The sequence below is a fragment of the Lactobacillus sp. PSON genome (assembly GCF_052615405.1).
The window spans coordinates 220,492-240,016 of the sequence record NZ_JBQXFW010000002.1 but is presented as its reverse complement, the minus strand read 5'-3'; the positions used below and the strand labels follow the sequence as shown (position 1 = coordinate 240,016).

General features: G+C 34.3%; 16 protein-coding genes. 7 read left to right on the top strand and 9 right to left on the bottom strand.

What is annotated here, in order from left to right:
• The first annotated feature begins 67 nt into the window (after positions 1 to 67).
• From spxB to ACTHPI_RS01645, 4 genes are all read left to right on the top strand, one after another.
• Positions 68 to 1,870, top strand: coding sequence for a pyruvate oxidase (gene spxB / locus ACTHPI_RS01660; protein WP_445352440.1), 1,803 nt, complete (start codon positions 68 to 70; stop codon positions 1,868 to 1,870).
• Positions 1,871 to 1,972: 102 nt separating this feature from the next.
• A complete protein-coding gene (gene gndA / locus ACTHPI_RS01655; protein ID WP_445352439.1) occupies positions 1,973 to 3,376 on the top strand; it encodes an NADP-dependent phosphogluconate dehydrogenase in 1,404 nt (467 codons plus the stop codon).
• Positions 3,377 to 3,464: 88 nt separating this feature from the next.
• A complete protein-coding gene (locus ACTHPI_RS01650) occupies positions 3,465 to 5,018 on the top strand; it encodes a chloride channel protein (RefSeq protein ID WP_445352438.1) in 1,554 nt (517 codons plus the stop codon).
• A 165-nt stretch (positions 5,019 to 5,183) separates the two neighbouring features.
• Entirely contained in the window at positions 5,184 to 6,149 is a 966-nt protein-coding gene (locus tag ACTHPI_RS01645) for an AEC family transporter (RefSeq protein WP_445352437.1), read from the top strand.
• A 35-nt stretch (positions 6,150 to 6,184) separates the two neighbouring features.
• Here ACTHPI_RS01645 and ACTHPI_RS01640 read toward each other — a convergent pair whose 3' ends face one another.
• Positions 6,185 to 7,060 (bottom strand): LysR family transcriptional regulator, encoded by an 876-nt coding sequence (locus ACTHPI_RS01640; protein WP_445352436.1) that lies wholly within the window; start codon positions 7,058 to 7,060, stop codon positions 6,185 to 6,187.
• A 125-nt stretch (positions 7,061 to 7,185) separates the two neighbouring features.
• Between ACTHPI_RS01640 and ACTHPI_RS01635 the strand changes: the two genes are divergently transcribed.
• Together ACTHPI_RS01635 and ACTHPI_RS01630 are read left to right on the top strand one after the other, a co-directional pair.
• Positions 7,186 to 8,811 (top strand): malolactic enzyme, encoded by a 1,626-nt coding sequence (locus ACTHPI_RS01635; RefSeq protein ID WP_445352435.1) that lies wholly within the window; start codon positions 7,186 to 7,188, stop codon positions 8,809 to 8,811.
• A gap of 170 nt (positions 8,812 to 8,981) precedes the next feature.
• Positions 8,982 to 9,341, top strand: coding sequence for a YxeA family protein (locus tag ACTHPI_RS01630; RefSeq protein WP_445352434.1), 360 nt, complete (start codon positions 8,982 to 8,984; stop codon positions 9,339 to 9,341).
• A 34-nt stretch (positions 9,342 to 9,375) separates the two neighbouring features.
• On the opposite strand, the gene ACTHPI_RS01625 is transcribed toward ACTHPI_RS01630, so the two are convergent.
• From ACTHPI_RS01625 to ACTHPI_RS01590, 8 genes are all read right to left on the bottom strand, one after another.
• Positions 9,376 to 10,767, bottom strand: coding sequence for an MFS transporter (locus tag ACTHPI_RS01625; protein ID WP_445352433.1), 1,392 nt, complete (start codon positions 10,765 to 10,767; stop codon positions 9,376 to 9,378).
• A gap of 130 nt (positions 10,768 to 10,897) precedes the next feature.
• Positions 10,898 to 12,829, bottom strand: a complete 1,932-nt coding sequence (locus ACTHPI_RS01620) for a copper-translocating P-type ATPase (RefSeq protein WP_445352500.1) — start codon at positions 12,827 to 12,829, stop codon at positions 10,898 to 10,900.
• Entirely contained in the window at positions 12,829 to 13,116 is a 288-nt protein-coding gene (locus ACTHPI_RS01615; protein ID WP_445352432.1) for a cupredoxin domain-containing protein, read from the bottom strand. The genes ACTHPI_RS01620 and ACTHPI_RS01615 overlap by 1 nt, the downstream gene beginning before the upstream one ends.
• A gap of 1 nt (position 13,117) precedes the next feature.
• On the bottom strand, positions 13,118 to 13,495 hold the full coding sequence (locus tag ACTHPI_RS01610) for a cupredoxin domain-containing protein (RefSeq protein WP_445352431.1): 378 nt from the start codon (positions 13,493 to 13,495) through the stop codon (positions 13,118 to 13,120).
• Positions 13,496 to 13,504: 9 nt separating this feature from the next.
• On the bottom strand, positions 13,505 to 13,936 hold the full coding sequence (locus ACTHPI_RS01605) for a CopY/TcrY family copper transport repressor (protein ID WP_445352430.1): 432 nt from the start codon (positions 13,934 to 13,936) through the stop codon (positions 13,505 to 13,507).
• Positions 13,937 to 14,035: 99 nt separating this feature from the next.
• Positions 14,036 to 15,346 carry an NCS2 family permease gene (locus ACTHPI_RS01600; RefSeq protein ID WP_445352429.1) on the bottom strand — a complete coding sequence of 437 codons (1,311 nt, stop codon included), beginning with the start codon at positions 15,344 to 15,346 and terminating at the stop codon, positions 14,036 to 14,038.
• A 119-nt stretch (positions 15,347 to 15,465) separates the two neighbouring features.
• On the bottom strand, positions 15,466 to 16,773 hold the full coding sequence (locus ACTHPI_RS01595; RefSeq protein ID WP_445352428.1) for an NCS2 family permease: 1,308 nt from the start codon (positions 16,771 to 16,773) through the stop codon (positions 15,466 to 15,468).
• 199 nt (positions 16,774 to 16,972) lie between these two features.
• Positions 16,973 to 18,283, bottom strand: a complete 1,311-nt coding sequence (locus tag ACTHPI_RS01590) for an NCS2 family permease (protein ID WP_445352427.1) — start codon at positions 18,281 to 18,283, stop codon at positions 16,973 to 16,975.
• A gap of 256 nt (positions 18,284 to 18,539) precedes the next feature.
• On the opposite strand from ACTHPI_RS01590, the gene ACTHPI_RS01585 reads away from it, so the two are divergent.
• The gene (locus tag ACTHPI_RS01585) at positions 18,540 to 19,466 is read left to right on the top strand and encodes a LacI family DNA-binding transcriptional regulator (RefSeq protein WP_445352426.1); all 927 of its coding nucleotides are present in this window, start codon (positions 18,540 to 18,542) and stop codon (positions 19,464 to 19,466) included.
• The last annotated feature ends 59 nt before the right edge of the window (positions 19,467 to 19,525 follow it).

The following is a 19,525-nucleotide window of genomic DNA, read 5'->3' as shown; positions in this document are numbered from 1 at the left end:
GTGAAAAAAGTGTTTTAATACATTATGTAAGTAATCGACATAATTGGTGTTAAGGAGATGCACTTAAATGACAAAAATTAATGGTTCCGATGCAATGTTTCAAGTAATGTATGATTGGGATATTGATCATGTATATGGTTTTCCAGGTGGTTCATTTGATTCTAGTATGAATGCTATCCATGATTGGAAAAATAAGATTAAATTTATTGAAGTTCGTCACGAAGAAGCTGGTGCACTTGCTGCTTCAGCTGAATATAAATTAACTGGTAAAGTTGGTGTATGTTTTGGTTCTGCCGGTCCTGGTGCTGCTCACCTCTACAATGGCTTGTATGATGCTAAATACGATAAAACACCAATGGTGGCAATTGTTGCTAATGTTCCAACTAGTCGTCAAGATATTGACTTCTTCCAAGCCTTTGATGAAGATAAGTGGTTCTTAGATGCCAGTGTATGGTGCGCACAACCAAAGACAGCGGATCTTATTCCAGTATTAATGGATGAAGCTATTCGTCAAGCTTATGCTAAAAAGGGTCCAGCAGTTTTGATTATTTCTAAGGATCTTGGCTGGCAAAAGATTGAAGATAATTTCCGCGTAAACTACAAGGCTGTTCCAACTGAAACTTACTTAGAACCAACAACCGCTTCAGTTGAAGAAGCAACTAAACTTCTAGCAGAAGCCAAGAATCCAGTTGTATACTTTGGTAATGGCGCAAAACATGCTAAGGAAGAATTAAAGGAATTTGCTGAAAAATTCAAGACTCCGCTTCTATCATCCTACCTTGGTAAAGGAGTCGTGGAAGATGAATTTCCTGCATATATGGGTACTATTGGCCGTATTGGACCAAAGACTCCAAATGAAATTCAATCTCATGCTGACTTAGTTGTTTGGGTTGGTAATAATTCACCATTTTCAGTTTTGTGGTTTAATAAAGACGCTAAAGTTATTCAAATTGATACAGATTCAGCTAAGTTTGGTAAGCGTCACAAGGTGGACGTTTCAATGCTTGCTGACTCTAAGAAGGCACTGCGTGCATTAATTGATGCTGGTGAAGAAAGAAGTGAATCACCAATTTATAAGGCAGCTATTGCAGACCGTGAAAACTGGGATGCATGGCAAGATAGCTTCAAAGATTCTGAAGAAATGCCAGTAAGACCTGAGCCAATTTGGGATGTAATTAATCAAGAAGCTGCTGATGATGCAGTATTTGCAATTGATGTTGGTAATGTAAATATTGATCATACTCGTTTGTTGAAGATGCACGATGATCAAAAATGGACTACTTCTGGTCTTCATGCAACTATGGGATATGGTGCTCCAGCTGCTCTTGCTGCAGCGACAGCTTACCCAGATCGTGAAATTTGGCAACTTGCAGGTGATGGTGGTTTTGCAATGATGAACCAAGAACTTCTTACTATGGCTCGTTACAATATGCATGTATTGAACATTGTCTTCACTAATGAAACTTTAGGTTACATTGAAGCTGAACAAGAAGATGAATCACACCAACCTTTGTCAGGTGTTATTATTCCAGATAACAACTGGGCACAAGTTGCAGAAGGTATGAATGTAAAGGGCGTTGTTGTACGTACTAAGGATGAGTTTGAAAAGGCTGTTAAGGAATGGAAGAAGATGGATGGCCCAATGCTTATTGATATTAAGTACACCCATGAAATGCCTTACTCAACTGAATTAGATACTCTTGATGATCCAGCATTTGTTAAGAAGTATCAAGCAGAAGATTTGAAGCCATTTAGTTATTTTGCTGATAAGTATGGCTTAGAAACTGATGCGGCATCAGGTGCATCACAACATGAAGAAGCTGAACCAGATCCAGAACCAGATACTACTTCAGGTGCATCACAACACTAATTTATACAAATAATTATATGAAAAAGCGAAACCTTTAGTTTCGCTTTTTTGTGTAGGACTCGTATAATAGGAACTGACAGTTTTTTTATGGAGGAATTAATTATGCAACAATTCGGCGTTATTGGATTATCTGTTATGGGTAAAAACCTTGCCTTGAATGTAAGAAACCATGGCTTTTCAGTATCAGGTTATAGTATTGATAAGCCAGAAGTTGAAGCATTTGCAAAATATGAAGATGATAAGTTAAAAGCTTATGATGATTTAAAAGAATTTGTTAATTCACTTGAAAGACCTCGTAAGATTTTAATCCAAATTATGGCAGGGGCTCCAGTTGATGAAGTTATCCACAATTTACTTCCACTTCTTGATAAAGGAGATATTTTAATTGATGGTGGAAATTCTCAATATAAAGATACAAATCGCCGCTACCATGAATTAGAAAAGCATGGTATTCACTTTATTGGAATGGGTGTTAGTGGAGGCGAAGAAGGTGCCTTAAATGGTCCAGCTCTTATGCCTGGTGGTGACGAGGAAGCTTATAATGAAGTTGCTCCAATCTTAGAAGCTATTGCTGCTAAAAACGCAGAAGGAAAACCTTGCGTAAGTTATATGGGTCCTGAAGGAGCAGGTCACTATGTAAAAATGGTTCATAACGGAATTGAATATGCCATTATGCAAGAATTTTCAGAAGTTTATAACTTGCTTCGTGATGTTGCTCATAAGAGTGATGATGAAATGTCAGAAATCTTTGATAAGTGGAACCATGGAAAAGTTGAAGCTTACCTTAGTGAAATCACTGCTAATGTTTTAAAGCAAAAAGATGATTTAACTGATGATCATGTAATTGACCATATTTTAAATGTTGCTTCTTATAAGGGTACTGGTAATTGGATGCTTGAAGATGGTGTCAGCTTAGGTGCTCCAATTAGCGTTATCGCCGAAGCAGTTATTGCACGTTTTATGAGTAAACAAGCTCACTTGGCTTTAGAAAGTGGAATTAAACCAACCAAGTTCGAAAGTGAAGAAACTCTTCCAGATAACTTAGTAGATGAATTTGAAAATACTTTGCAATTAGCGCAAGCAGTTGCTTATGCACAAGGTTTTCAACAATTAACAATGGCAGCTAAGGCTTATAATTGGGATCTTCGTTACAAGTCAATTGCTCAAAACTGGGAAGCTGGCTGTATCATTCGTTCAAGCATGCTTAAAGATATTGAAAATGCTTATGAAGGTGGCAAGCCGCTTATGAACTTATTCCAAGATGACTACTTCAGAAACTTGATGAAGACTAATTTGCCATCACTTCGTAAGTCAGTTGAATTTGCTACAAAAGCAGGTGTTCCAACTCCTACTTTAAGTGCATCACTTAACTACTTAGAATCAATTTTCAATCCTAATTTGCCAGCTAACCTTATTCAAGGACAGCGTGACTACTTTGGTGCTCATACTTACCAAAGAAATGATCGTGAAGGCACATTCCACACTGAATGGTATGAAGAAAAATAATTGATAATAGCTTATAAAAAAGAGTCCTGATAGGGCTCTTTTTTGTTGTAGAATAATAATTGACAAATTTTTGTGTGGGAGATAAAAAATGAAAAACACGGAAAATACAAGTTTAAAGCTATTATTCCAAGCATTGTTAGTTGGTATAGTAACTGGAGCTATTGTGGGAGTTTTTAGATTTGGTATTGAAAAAACTTCAGGATTTTGGCTCAATTTATTTGAATTAGCTCACCAAAATTCTATTTGGTTTTTAGTGATTATTGTCGGTTTTTTAGCAGTGGCAATAATTGCCGGCTACTTTGTTAAGCAACAGCCACATGTGGGTGGTTCTGGTATTCCAGAAGTTAAGCTGGAACTTCAAGGAAAGTTGTCAGTTAAGTGGTTTCCGATTTTATGGAGAAAATTAATTGGGGGAATTTTGGTAATTGGAACTGGACTCTTCTTAGGACCAGAAGGTCCCTCTCTTCAATTAGGCTCATCGATTGGACAAGGAGTGGGTGAGGGCTTTAATCAAACTAAAACTAACTCTCGCGTACTACTTGCTACAGGTGCTGCTAGTGGATTGTCAGCTGCTTTTGGAGCGCCACTTAGTGGAGCTTTATTTGTGCTTGAAGAGGTATTTCATAATTTTTCTCCAAGAGTATGGATGAATGCACTAGCTGGTGCAATTGCTTCAAACTTCATTGTTTCAAATATTTTTGGACAACATCCGGCTTTAGCAATTCCGTATAATTATTCTTTTCCTATTCCATTGTATTGGCATTTAGTATTATTAGGGTTAGTAGTAGGAGTGTTGGGACATCTTTATAAAGTTGGCTTATTTAGTTTTAAAAAGGTATATAAAAAAATAACTATTTTACCTAGATGGCTTCACGGAATTATTCCTTTAATAATCTTGTTGCCGATTGCTTATTATTGGCCACTAATTACTGGTCCGGGTAATCGTTTGATTTTATCACTTTCAAATACAATAACAACTCAAGGATGGATTACGGTTGGAATGTTAGCATTTTTCTTTGTTATGAGAATTGTGTTTTCAATTATTTCATATGATTCTGGACTTCCAAGTGGTATCTTTTTACCAATTTTGACAATGGGGGCTTTAATTGGTGCTACGTATGGTAGCTTTATGGTTCAATTGGGACTATTGCCACAAAGATTAGTTATAAATCTTGTGATATTCTCAATGGCGGGACTTTTTGCGGCAATTATTCGCGCACCATTTACAGCAATAATTTTAATTACTGAAATGGTAGGTTCACTTCTTCACTTAATGCCCCTGGCAGTAGTTGCATTTATTGCACTTTTAGTGGATGAACTTTTAGGTGGTCGTCCAATTTATGACAGTTTAGCCCAAGCTATGGAAGGTAAGAATGGCGTTGCTAAATCTGCAGGACGTGAAGATCAATTAACTGTTCCTGTTTATGAAAGCAGTCAATTAGTCGATAAAAAAGTTGCTGATGTTAAGTGGCCTCATAATACACTTGTTAAAATGATTAGAAGAGGCAGCGATGAAATTATTCCAAATGGACAAACGCAAATCATGGCTGGTGATATGCTAGTTTTAGCAGTTGACCAAAATCGTCGCGGTGAAGTATATGATATGATGAAAAAACTGCAGGGTGTTGAATTAGATGGGTGAAAAGGATTATTTCCTAGGAAATAATCCTTTTTCATTTTTAAAAATTAAGTTAAATTACTTGAAATATTTTGGATTAGTAGTATAAATACTGTGTTTGTATAGATGTCATATATTCTGATATTTATGATATTAAAAGATTGAATTATATGAGGGGAGAATAAGTAGATGACAGCATTTGTATCATCAATTTCTAGTGTTGTAGTAATTGTGTTGATTATGGCACTTGGATATATCTTACGCAGAGCTGGCTGGCTTGCTGATAGCTTTTCAGGAAATATTTCAAAGCTTATTACGCAAATTGCCTTACCTGCATCAATTTTTATTTCAGTTCAAAATAATTTAACTCGTGGTAGTTTAATTAACTTGTTTGAAAACTTATTGCTACCAGCAATTGGGGTTGTAATTTCTTATATTGTTGCATTTGTTTTAGTTAAAATTATTAAAGTTCCTGTAGGACGTCGTGGAACTTTTATTAATACTATTGCTAACGCAAACACAATTTTTATTGGAATGCCGTTAAATGTGGCTTTGTTTGGTAATCAAGCTATGCCATATTTCTTGATTTATTATATTATCAATACAGTTTCTACTTGGGCTTTTGGTGTATTTCTTATTAAAAATGATGATCCAACTTTAATTAAAGAAGAAAAGAAAAAGCACAAAATTGAATGGAAGAAGTTACTTCCAATGCCACTAGTTGGTTTTGTAGTAGCGGTATTATGGCTTTTGACAGGACTTAAGTTGCCAACTTTTGCTAGTCAAACTTTCACTTATATTGGTAATCTTGTAACGCCGCTTTCACTTATTTATATCGGTATTGTACTTGCTAATTCCGGTATTAAAAATGTTAAGCTGGATAAAGATACTGCTGTAGCACTTCTTGGGCGTTTTATTTTAGCTCCAGCTGTAATGATTTTACTTGTGAGAGTATTTGCTCCAGCAATTGGCTTAACAGTACCAACATTAATGAGTAAGACTTTTATTGTTCAATCAGCAACTCCAGCTCTTGCTGTCTTGCCAGTTTTGGCAAATGAAGCACATGGTGACGTTGACTATGCAACAAATGTTGTTGTTTTGAGTACTTTACTCTTTATTGTAGTAGTACCTATTTTGATGATGATTATTGGATAATTATAAAGAAAAAGCTATCCTTTTTGGGATAGCTTTTATTTTTGTGTTAAAATTTTCCAAAATTGTTCTTCGCGCTCAGTCATAATGTAATTGTCACGTTTTGCAGCAGCTAGAATAAATTCTGGTTGATCCTCATCAGCTAAAGGTAGAGAAACTACATTATCATTGTCAGTGATTGATAATGTAGTTAAATAAGAGATTCCTAAATTTTTAGCAATTAGAGACTTTACTACCATTACATCAGGACTTCGATAAATAGTATTTAGACTAATACGATTTTTACGAAGCATTTTATCAAGAGCGCGAGTATGAATATAATCGCTATTTAAACTGATGAAATTTTCACCAGCAATATCTTTAAAATAAATTTTTTCTTTTTGAGCTAAAGGGTGATTTTTGCTTACAATGACTCTAATCGGAAAATGGTTAATAACTTCAAGATCAATTCCTGCTCCTACGTTTAAGTTAGTTAAGCCTAAAAGAGTTAGATTTATTTGACCATTTTTAAGAAGTTGTTGTAAATCATATGAGCCACTTTCCATTACATTAAGATGGTTTAAGATACCTTTTTCAAGAAGATTAGGTACAATTTTTGGAAAGAAATTACGACCAATGATTAGAGGAAGACCAAAGTTAATTTCGGCTTCTGAGGCTTGTTTGATTTCGGTTTCTGCAATGTTTATTTCATTTAAAATAGCCTGTGCATGTTCATCGAATTGCATTCCAAGTTTGGTGATGATAATGCTTTTATGTGATTGATCACGAATTAAAAACTTTCCGCCAAATTTATTTTCTAGTCTTTTAACAGCTGCAGTAATTGTGGGTTGACTAACTCCAAACTTTTCTGCAGTTTTTGTGTAACTTTTTAAATTAACTAGTTCATGATAATATCTTAAGTCTTGTGTATTCAATGTTTTTCATCCTCATATAAATAAAAGTTTAGTAAAGTGTAGCATTTGACTATAAAATTTCCCAGGGAATATACTCAGTACCATGATACAAAAAAGAGTAGTTACAAGTAAATGGGAGGCATTTTATGAGTAATGCATACAATATTTTAAATGACCCTTTCTTAAATAAGGGGACGGCTTTTACTAAGCGTGAACGTGAAGTGTTAGGTTTAAATGGAACTTTACCAACTAAAGTACAAACTATTGAAGAACAAGCTCAACGTGTTTATGAACAATATAAGATTCGTCCTGAAGGGATGCAAAAACGCAAGTTCTTAATGGAAATCTTCAACACTAATCGTACTTTGTTCTACTATGTCATGGAACAACACATTGAGGAACTATTGCCAGTAGTATATGATCCAGTTATTGCACCAGCTATTGAAAAATATAGTGAAATCTTTATGAAACCACAAGGGGCAGCCTTTCTTTCAATTGACAATCCTGAAGAAATCAAGGAAAGTTTAAAGAATGCTGCTGGTGGTCGCAAGATTAAACTTATTGTTGTAACTGATGGTGAAGGAATATTAGGAATTGGTGATTGGGGAGCCAACGGTGTTAATATTTCTGTTGGTAAACTTATGGTTTATACAGCTGCAGCTGGCATTGATCCACGTGAAGTATTGCCGGTGTCACTTGATGTAGGTACTAATAATCAAACTTTGATTGATGATCCATTATATCTTGGGAATAAACATAGCCGTATTACTGGTGAAAAATATTATGAAATGGTTGATGAATTTGTAAAATCAGCTCGTGAATTATTCCCAGATGTTTATATTCACTTTGAAGATTTTGGTCGTGATAATGCTACTAAGATTTTGAATAAATATCGTAAGGAAATTCCTGTATTCAACGATGATGTTCAAGGTACAGGTATTGTATGTTTATCTGGCGTTCTTGGCGCACTTAATATCTCTAAAGAAAAATTTACTGACCAAATTTTCTTGACCTTTGGTGCAGGAACTGCTGGTATGGGAATTGCCAATATGATGTATCGTGAAATGCTTGTGGAAGGGATGGATCCTGAAGAAGCTAAGAAGCATTTTTACTTAGTTGACAAGCAAGGTCTTTTATTTGAAGATACACCAGGTCTTACTCCAGAACAAAAGCCATTTGTACGTAAGCGTTCAGAATTTAAGAATGCAGATGAATTAACTAACTTAGAAGCAGTTATTGAGGCAGTTCACCCAACTGTAATGATTGGTACTTCAACTACTCCAGGTGCCTTCACTGAAAAGGCAATTAAGGAAATGGCAGCTCATACTAAACGTCCAATTATCTTCCCAATTTCTAATCCAACTAAGTTGATTGAAGCTACTGCAGCTGACATTATTAAATGGACTGATGGACGTGCATTAGTTGCTACTGGTGTTCCATCTTCCCCTGTTGAATATAACGGCGTTACTTATCATATTGGACAAGCAAACAATGCTTTAATTTATCCAGGTCTTGGATTAGGAGTATTGGCAAGTGAAGCTAAGCTTGTTAATGATGAAATGTTATCAGCAGCTGCTCATTCACTTGGCGGTATTGTTGATGCTTCAAAGCCAGGTGCAGCAGTTCTTCCTCCAGTAAGCAAGATTCAAAGCTTCTCACAAAAGGAAGCAGAAGCTGTTGCTCAATCTGCAATTGATCAAGGTCTTGCTGGCAGCAATATTACTAATGCTAAAGAAGCTACTGAAAGTATGAAGTGGATTCCAAAGTACTAATTTTAACTTAATTAAATCTCTAAAAATCAAAAATAACTTCTCTACTGAATGAATACAATTAAGCTCTATGTTTCACAAGAAACATAGGGCTTTTCTTATATAAGTATGGAAATAGTTTTGAATAGAGTTAAAATAAAAAATATAACTAGCTTATTGAAAGGGATAAACTTATGTTTAGAAAAGATAATATTGTAAAAATTATTATTGGAGTAGCTTTGCTCATTGCAGCTTTTGTTATTATTGGATCAGCTGTATTTCCTCGAAATAGATTTGAATATGTTTCGATGAGAGATAGAATCAACCCATTAATTAGTCAAACTACCAGTTATGCTAAAGTACAAAAGGGTACTCAAAGCTATGATAATGTTCAAGCGATAGATTCTAAAACTGGTAAGAATTTGTCTTATAGGTTAGATCATGTAGGTGGTTATGATCCAAGTAGAGAGTACATCTCTATCAACCACAAAGGTCAATACGTCAAAGAAATCACATACATTTCTAAAAAGAAGTATGAACAAGCACAAAAATAATAAAAGCAGGTCCAAATGGATCTGCTTTTGTAGTTTATTCAATTTTTTCAGTACCAGTAGGAATTATAGTTTCATCTTTTTTTATGAATTGCGGAGAAGTTTCAGGAGCCCAAATTAGACAAACAATGAAGCTAAATAATAGAACGATAGTACATACAAGCATTGCTAATTTGGCACCACCTGCATTAGTTAATACAGGCAATAAGAATGTACCTGCAGCAGCACCAAATCGACTAATCGTGATACAAGTACCAACTCCAGTTCCGCGTACTTTCACATCAAACAATTCAGTTGGATAAGGATAGTCGAGTACAAGACCTGATGAAAGAATAATTGCAAATATTGCAAAAATTGTTAACTTAACCATTGAATTCATGTTTGGAATTAAAGCTAATGAGCCAATTAAAATTGCAGAAATCAAAAAATTACTTACAAGAAATGCACGACGACTAATCTTATTAAAAATTAAGATTCCAAATAACACGCCAACAAACATCCCACCGTTATAGATGATTCCTGATACTTTTTGATCAGTGATCCCCATACTATTAAGCAAAATTGGAAGGAAAATACTAATTCCGAAAAATGCAAATGCTTGGCAAGCATAAAAAATTCCGCCAGCCATAGTTCGTCTTAGGTATTTCTTAGTGAATAAAATTTTCCAAGAAATTTCTTTTTTAGGCTTATTCTTATTGTCTTTAGCTCTTTTAACAAGCCAAGCAGGAACGCCCCATTTACGACCCATATGTTTTTGAATGACTTTATTAGCTGTCTTAATTTTCCCTTTACTTGCAAGCCAACTAGGAGAAGCGGGTAAGCGAAATACTGAACGGAAAATTGCAGTAATCAATGCAGGAATAGCACCTGTAGCTAAGATGATTTGCCAAGTGTAAGAACCAAAGCCCGTAAGGAAGGTACCTACTAAATAAGATGCAATAAAACCTAAAGTCCAATAAATAAGTAAGTGACTTTGACGTTTACTATCCTCACCCTTAGGAAGCCATTCAGTTAATAAAGCATTACCAACTGTATAATCAATAGCAATCATTAACCCAATTCCAATTCTGATAATAAAGGTTAAGGCAAGATTTGCTGTTAGTAAGTGCAATAATGAAAAAGCAGCTAAAACATACATATTGATCATTAAGAGTTTACGGCGACCAATTTTATCAGATAAACGTCCGATAATCATACTTCCTGCAAGTCCAATTAAAGCACCTGCACCAATTAGTCCTGTCCATAAGTCATTAATTTGAATATATTTAGCTGCATTAGTTAAGGCAGTCCCAGAAATACCTAGAGAATATCCGCAGGCAATTTGTCCCAAAATAACTGCAACAAGTACACGCAGATGAATTGGCATTAAGGGAGCCTTTTTATAGTTCTTTTTCGGTTTTACAGTTTTGTCTTTTTTATTATTTCTCATAAGAATAGGTAATGCCTAAATAAGGCATGAATCCTATTAATTCTTCAACTCCTTAAAAATTACAAATATGTTACAACGTATATTAGTTTAACAAAAAATAGAAATTCATGCAAAAAGCGCAGCCTATAGACTACGCTTTTTGGGATATACCTGCAATTTTAGTTTTGTTTAAAAGAAGAGAACTAGTGACTACTGACACTGAACTAAAGGCCATTGCTAAACCTGCAAGTTCGGGGCTTAAAGAAAAGCCGATACCTACAAACAATCCAGCAGCGATTGGAATTCCAATCGTGTTATAAATAAGTGCCCAGAAGAGATTAAGCTTAATACGATTAAAAGTCTTTTTGGAAATATCCAAAGCACGAACTACACCAAGTAAATCATTTTGAACTAAAACAATTCCACCAGATTCAATAGCGACATCAGTTCCTGACCCCATAGCAATTCCAACATCAGCAGTAGAAAGTGCTGGCGCATCATTAATACCATCACCAACAAAGGCAACTTTAGCGCCGTTACTTTGTAAAGCTTTAATATGTTCTGCTTTTTCAGTAGGCAAAACTTCCGCGATTACTTCATCAATTCCAACTTCATTAGCGATTGCTTGAGCTACTTTTTTATTATCACCAGTAAGCATTACAGTTTTTAAGCCACGCTTTTTAAGTTGTTTAATAGCTTCTTTTGAAGTAGGTTTAGGGACATCTTGAATTGCAATAAGTCCAATAATTTTATCTCCAAGTCCAACATAGACAACAGTCTTAGCTTCATTTTGCAATTTTTCAGCTTGTTTTTTTATTTCTTGGGAAATAATTTTATTTTCAAGTAAACGCTCATTTCCAACAAAGGCAAGTTCGTTATTAATTTTTGCTCGAACGCCTTTTCCTTCAATTGCTTGGAAGTTATTTACTGGATTAGTAGTAATTTTTTCTTGATCAGCTTTTTTTATAATTGCACTAGCAAGCGGATGTTCTGAAGCATCTTCAAGACTAGCTGCGATTGTCAATACATCGCTATTTCCAATAATATCAGTTACAACAGGCTTACCTACGGTGATAGTACCAGTTTTGTCAAAAACTACAGTATTCAAATCACTAACTTCTTGAAGAACTTCACCATTTTTAATTAAAACACCCATCTTAGCACTTCTGGCAGTTCCTACCATTAATGCAGTTGGTGTAGCTAAACCTAAAGCACATGGACAAGCAATAACCACAACGCTGACTGCAAATAGCATTGCATTAACAACAGTTGCTCCTAAGAATGAATACCAGATAACAAAAGTTACAATAGCGATGATTAAAACTGCTGGAACAAAAATATTAGAAATTTTATCAGTAAGTTTTTGAATTGGGGCGTGACTTGTTTGAGCCTTTTTAACTAACTCTACAATCTGTGAGAGCATAGTATCGTTACCAACCTTGGTAGCTTTAAAAGTAATAGTTCCATTAGTATTGATAGTAGAACCAACTACTTCATCGCCTTGTTTTTTGGTAACAGGCATACTTTCACCAGTAACCATTGATTCATCAACTGAAGACGAACCAGTTAAGACTATGCCGTCAACGGGAATTTTTTCACCAGGTTTTACTCGAATTGTATCACCAACTTGAACTTGATCTAGTGGTACATTGATAAATTTACCATTACGTAAAACTTGCGCATCTTTTGCTTGTAAGTTGATTAACTTTGCTAAGGCATTAGAAGCATTATTGTGCATTTTTTCTTCCATAGCATCGCCTAATAAGACAAACACTGTTACAAATGCGGCACTTTCAAAATATACTTCGCGTCCAGTAAACATTGCAAAAATACTATAAAAATATGCGACAGTAGTCCCAGTTGCTACTAAGGTATTCATATTTGCGCTATGTTTTTTAAAAGCAGCCCAAGCACTTTTCCAATAAGGTGCAGCAGAAATTGCCATAATGATTGTTGTAGTAATTAAAGCTATCCAATTATATCCTGGCATCATCCAATGAAAAGGCATAGCAAACATTTGAATCAGCATTGGAATTGAAAGGATGAATGAAATCCAAAAACGTTTAATATTTGACATCTTCATCATTTAACTACAACCTTTCCTTTGAACATATCCATACTGCAAGCAAAATCATATTCGCCGGGCTTGTCAGTTGGAATCTTAACAGTTACTTCATGATTGTTATCAAGGTCAACTTTAGCATCTAATTGCTTGAAGTTGATTTTATCCATACAGCCCATATTATCTGAAGCAATAAATTTAACTTGAGCTGGTTTACCTTGTTTGAAGGTAATTACGTCTGGCTTATAGCCATGATTTTTAGCATTTACAACAACTTTTTTAATTTGATCTTTTGAAAAAATACCCATTTTATTTCACTATTACCTTTCCATGGAACATGTCCATACCACATGCAAAATTATATTCACCCGGTTTATCAGTTGGAATCTTAACTGTTGTGATCGGCTTTTTAGTTAAATCTTTATCAACGCCAAGCTGTTCAAAAACAACATGAGACAAACAAGCTGTTGAATCTTTCATATCGAAATTAACTTCAGCTGGCATTCCTTGTTTTAAAATTACTGTAGAAGGCGAGTAGCCACCATTGACAACAATGTTTGCTTCCTGCATTCCATTATTAACTTGTGCAACTCCAGATTGTTCTTTATGTTTTCCAAAGAACCACCAAAGAATGAAGCCAATTAAAATTATGGCTACAATTATTGTAATAACCTGACTAATATTCATGCTTACCTCCTAGCAATTCATTTCTGATAAACAGTTACAAGCAACTTTATCAGGAGCTGATTTTTCTTTTTTAGTAATTTCTTGATTTAAAGTTTTTAAGTCACTTTTTGAAATTGGCATATCTTTCATAAGCTTAATTAAAAGCTGCCCTTTGTGCATATCGCACATTTTATCAAGAAGTGCCTTAGTTTCTTCATACATCATCTCAGTTTGTCCAACTGTTGCAGAGTAAATAAATTTGCGTCCATCTTTTTCTGTTTTTAAGTATCCTTTTTGACATAAACGTCTAAGCAAGGTCTTAATAGTTGATTCAGTCCAGTCATTTTTTTCTTGAAGTTGGTCAATAATCTGACTAGAACCGGCATGATTCAAGGTCCAGATAATACGCATAACTTCCCATTCTGCATCAGAGATATTAAGTTCATTTTGTGTTTTAAGCATATTTCCCTCTTTTCGTTTACAAATGTAACTATAGCACTTTGGTTTACAAATGTAAACTTAAATACAAAAATAAAAGCACGAAAATTCTCGTGCTTAATTCTATAAATTCGTAATCAAGAAAAATCCAATAAAGATAAAGAACAAGATATACATCATTATTGAAACATCTTTATAACGTTTAGAAGCAATCATTGTTAATGGGTAAGCAATCATTCCAAGAGCTAAACCATCAGATATTGAATAAGTAAGTGGCATTCCGACAACAATTAAAAATGCAGGAAAAGCTACTTCAAATTTTTCCCAGTGAATATTCTTAAGGTTTCCTGCCATAAGTACTCCCACAATAATTAAGGCAGGAGCTGTTACAGTAGTTGGAATAACTGCAAGAAGTGGACTAAAAATCATTGAAATTAAGAAGAAAATTCCGATGAAAATAGCAGTAAGACCAGTTCTACCACCCATGGCAATTCCGGCACTAGATTCAACGCTGGTTCCAAGTGGAGCAGTACCAAAGATAGCACCTTCAATCATTGCAGTAGAATCTGCAGCAAATGCTTTACCAATGCGTGGAATTTTGCCATCTTTAGTTACCATGCCAGCTTGTTGTGTCATTCCAATTAAAGTTCCAGCAGTATCAAAGAATGTAACAAGTAAAAAAGTTAAAACAACAATAAATAGTTGCGGTGTATTAATATCTTGAATATGAAAAATTGCTTGACCAAAAGTTGGAGCAATTGATGGTGGTGTTGAAATAAAGGAATGAGGCATTTGAATTTGACCGATGGCTATTCCAAAAACTGCCGTTACAACCATTCCAATAAATATTGACCCTGGAACGTTCATCGCCATCAAGATAACAGTAAGAATCAATCCAAAAAGAGTGATCCATACGGCAGGTGATGAAAATTTACCGAGAGTAACAAGAGAAGAGTCACTATTAACGATTAATTTTCCATTTTGTAAACCGATAAAAGCAATAAATAAACCAATACCAGCTGAAATTGCAGACTTAAGATCTGCAGGAATTGCATCGACAACTAATTCACGTAAGTGAAAAATTGTGATAAGTACAAACAAAATTGATGCAACTAGTACTGCAGCTAAGGCTGTTTGCCAGTTGATATGCATTCCTTGGCATACGTTATATGCAAAAAAGGCTGCACTACCTAAAGTTGGTGCTAAAGCAATTGGATAGTTTGCTACAAAACCCATAATAAAACAACCAATTGCAGTTGCAATTGCCGTAACGGTAAAAGCAGCTCCTGCTGGAATTCCTGCCGCGTGTAAAATATTAGGGTTAACAAATAGGATGTAGGAGAGACTGACAAAAGTGGTTAATGCGGCGATTAACTCAGTTTTAACAGTGGTATGAGCATCCTTTAAATGAAAGACTTTTTCTAATGTCTGCATTTTTTCCTCCGATAAAACTAAATACAATTATTAAGTTATTGTATCTAGTGTAGCACAAATGAAAAAAGCCTGTAGTCAAAATTTTGACTACAGGTTCTATTTCCCAGGAAATATTAATGCTAAATATTTAAAACTAACATATAGATTATAAAGATGACAAACAGTATCCACATCATTGGAGTAATTTCTTTGAATCGTTTTGCAGCAATTAAAGTGAATGGATAAACGATAACTCCCCAAGCTAAACCATCAGAAATTGAATAAGTTAATGGCATTCCAATTACAATAAGAAAACAAGGAATTGCGATTTCTAGCTTAGTCCAATGTACATGAGCTAAGTTTTCGGCCATTAATACTCCGACAATAATTAAAGCAGGTGCTGTAACTTGAGTTGTAAAAACGCTCAAAATTGGACTAAAAATCATGGAAATTAAGAAAAAGATTCCAACAAAAACTGCAGTAAGTCCTGTTCTACCGCCTACAGCAATCCCAGCACTAGATTCTACAAATGCTCCAACTGGAGAAGTTCCAAGCACAGCTCCAACTGCCATACCACTTGAATCAGCACTAAGTGCACGACCTGCTCGTGGCATTTTGCCATCTTTCATTAATCCAGCTTGTTGCACAAGTCCAATCAAAGTACCAGTAGTATCAAAGAAGGTTACTAGTAAAAATGTTAAAACAATGATCCACATTTGAACCGTATTAATGTCACCAATATGAAGGACTGCTTGTCCAAAAATTGGTGATATTGATGGAGCTGCCGAAATTACTTGAGTTGGCATTTTTATTTGACCAATAGCAATTCCAAAAATAGCTGCTGCAATCATTCCAATAAACATTGCACCTGGTACATTGGCAATCATTAACATTACTGTAACTAACAATCCAAAAATTGTGATCCAAACAAGAGGATTTTTTAGTGTGCCGACAGTAACTAATGTTGAAGCTGACTTTTGAATTAAGCCACTTCCTTGAAGTCCAATAAAAGCAATGAATAAGCCAATACCGGCAGAAATTGCATACTTTAAATCAGTAGGAATAGCATCAATGATCTTTTCACGTAACTTAAATGCAGTAAGAATAATAAACAGAATTGATGCTACAAGAACTGCAGCTAAAGCTGTTTCCCATGAAACATGCATTCCTAAACAAACTGTATAAGTAAAGAAAGCATTAAGACCCAAAGTTGGAGCAGATGCAATAGGGTAGTTGGCAAGCACACCCATCACAATACAGGTAAAAGCACTTGCTAGTGCAGTAGTAGTGAACAAAGCTCCTTTATCCATCCCGCTTGCTCCTAGTACATTAGGATTAACAAACAAAATATAAGACATACTGACAAAAGTTGTCAGTCCTGCTAAAAGTTCTGTTTTGACTGAAGTCTGATTTTCCTTTAAATGGAAAAAGCGACTGATAGAGTTCATATTTACCTCCATAATATGAATATTGTTCGTAAAACATTATTACTAGATGAAATATAAGCAGATAAAAATATTATATTTTATTATTATCCGAATATTTATTTTTAATTATACTTAAATAGTTAACATTTTCAATAGAAGGAGATAAATTTATTCAGTTTTTTATGTAAAATAAAAATGCCACCAATTGGTGACATTTTCATTACTTAATATTTAGTACCCATAAGAAGATTAAGAATACGAAGAATAGTACCCACATCATTGGGCTGATTTCTTTTCCACGTTTTGCAGAAATCATACAAATTGGATAAGTAATCATTCCAAGTGCAAGTCCATCTGAAATTGAATAAGTAAGTGGCATTCCAAGTAAAATTAAGAAACTTGGTACGGCAATCTCAAGCTTATTCCAATGAATATGAGCTGTATTTTGTGCCATTAATACACCAACAATAATCAAAGCAGGTGCAGTAACTTGAGTAGTGAAAAGTCCTAACAAAGGACTAAAAATCATTGAAATCAAGAAAAAGATTGCTACGAATACAGCAGTAAGTCCTGTTCTACCACCTACAGCAATTCCGGCACTAGATTCAACGAATGCTCCAACTGGTGAAGTTCCAAAAATTGAACCAAACATCATTGCAGTTGAATCAGCTGCCAAGGCTTTACCTACGCGTGGCATTTTATTATTCTTCATAAAACCTGCTTGTTGAGCAAGACCGATTAAAGTTCCAGCAGTATCAAAGAAGGTTACTAACAAGAAAGTAAGTACAACTACCCACATTTGCAAGCTATTAATATCTTTTACGTGAAAGACTGCTTGACCAAAAGTTGGTGCTAAACTTGGAGCAGTTGAAATAATTTTATGTGGCAATTGAATTTGACCAATACATACTCCAAAAATTGCAGCTAATAACATTCCGATGAAGATTGCACCAGGAACTCTTAAAATCATTAAAATAATAGTAACTAATACTCCAAAAATTGTAATCCAAACAAGTGGATCATGAAGAGAACCTAAGCTAACTAAAGTTGATTTGTTATCAACAATCATATGACCATTTTGTAAACCAAGAAAGGCAATAAAAAGCCCGATTCCTGATGAAATGGCAAACTTTAGATCACTTGGAATAGCATCGATGATTTTTTCACGTAATTTAAAAAGTGTAATCAAAATAAAAATAATTGATGCAACAAATACACTAGCTAGGGCTGTTTCCCATGAAACATGCATCCCTACACATACTGTATAAGCAAAAAAGGCATTGATACCAAGTGCTGGTGCTTCACCGATTGGATAATTTGCTACAATTCCCATAATTGCAGTACCAAGAGCAGCAGCTAAGGCAGTTGAGGTAAATACAGCGCCAGTATCCATTCCACTTGCTCCTAAAACACTTGGGTTAACAAAAAGGATATAAGACATACTAATAAAAGTAGTTAATCCGGCAATAAATTCTGTTTTGATGCTTGTATTATATTTATCAAGCTGGAAATAACTCTTAATAAAATTCATTTTTCTCTCCAAAAAGTAAATGTTCGTGTTTTATCTTTATTAAGACAACTATTATACTTTACCATTCATTAATAAGAATGTAAATACGAATTATTTTATGAATAAGTTGCAAATACAGTTAGTAATTTTGAATTAAAAAATATTTATTACAGTAGCATTTATGAAAGCGCTTAAAAATATATTGAATCCATAGTTATGAATAGTTATTATAGATAATAACTTACAAATAATTATTAAAAATAGAAAGTGGTCTACAATGTGTACTATTAAAGATATAGCAAAAAAGGCAGGTGTTTCACCGTCTACTGCATCTAGAGCCTTAAATAACAATCCTAGAATTAGTGAAGAAACTAAGAAAAAAATCCGTAAAATTGCTTCGCAAATGGACTATCAGCCTGATTATGCTGGAAGAAATTTAACTTTAGGTGAAGCAAATATGGTTGGGATTGTTTTTCCAGTAACTGGAGAAACTGCACCCGCAAATCCATTTCACATTGATTTGATGAGAGGAATTAGCACCGAATTACAAAAAAAGAATTATGAAATGTTGGTGGCTATTGCACCTAGTCAAAATCAATTATTAAGTCAAGTTCAATCAATGGTTAAACAAGCTAAAGTACATAACTTTGTCATTTTTTATTCTCAAAAAAATGATCCAATAATAGAATATTTGGCTGCAAAAAATTTAAACTTTGTGATAATTGGAGCTTCTAGTAAATATAAGTTTGTTGATAATGACAATGTTGCTGCAGGTTTTTCTGCAACCGAATTTTTATGGAAAAATAAGCAAGTTAAATACCCAGCATTTGTAGAATCTAATCATCATTGGTCTTATGAATTAGATAGAAGAAAAGGTTATCAAAAATTTTTAACTCAAAAAAATCATGTTCCTCAAGTTATTAATTTAAATTCTGACAACGATAATTTAAATGAATTTTTGAAAAATAATTCTCAAATAGACGGATTGATTTTTTCTGATGATATTTTGTATTTACAGTATTTAAGTAAATTAAAAAATGATATAAAGTATCCTGTTATTTGTTTTAATAGCAGTAAATTGCTCGGAATGGTATTAGGGTCAACTTTACAGGTTGATTTACAACCGAAGAAACTAGGGAAAGAAGCAATTGATGTTTTATTTTCTAAAATGAAGCAAAAAATAATCCCATATAAGATTAGCTAATAATTAAGCTAATCTTTTTTGTTTTAATTTGTGCAAACGGTTGCACAAATTTGAAATGT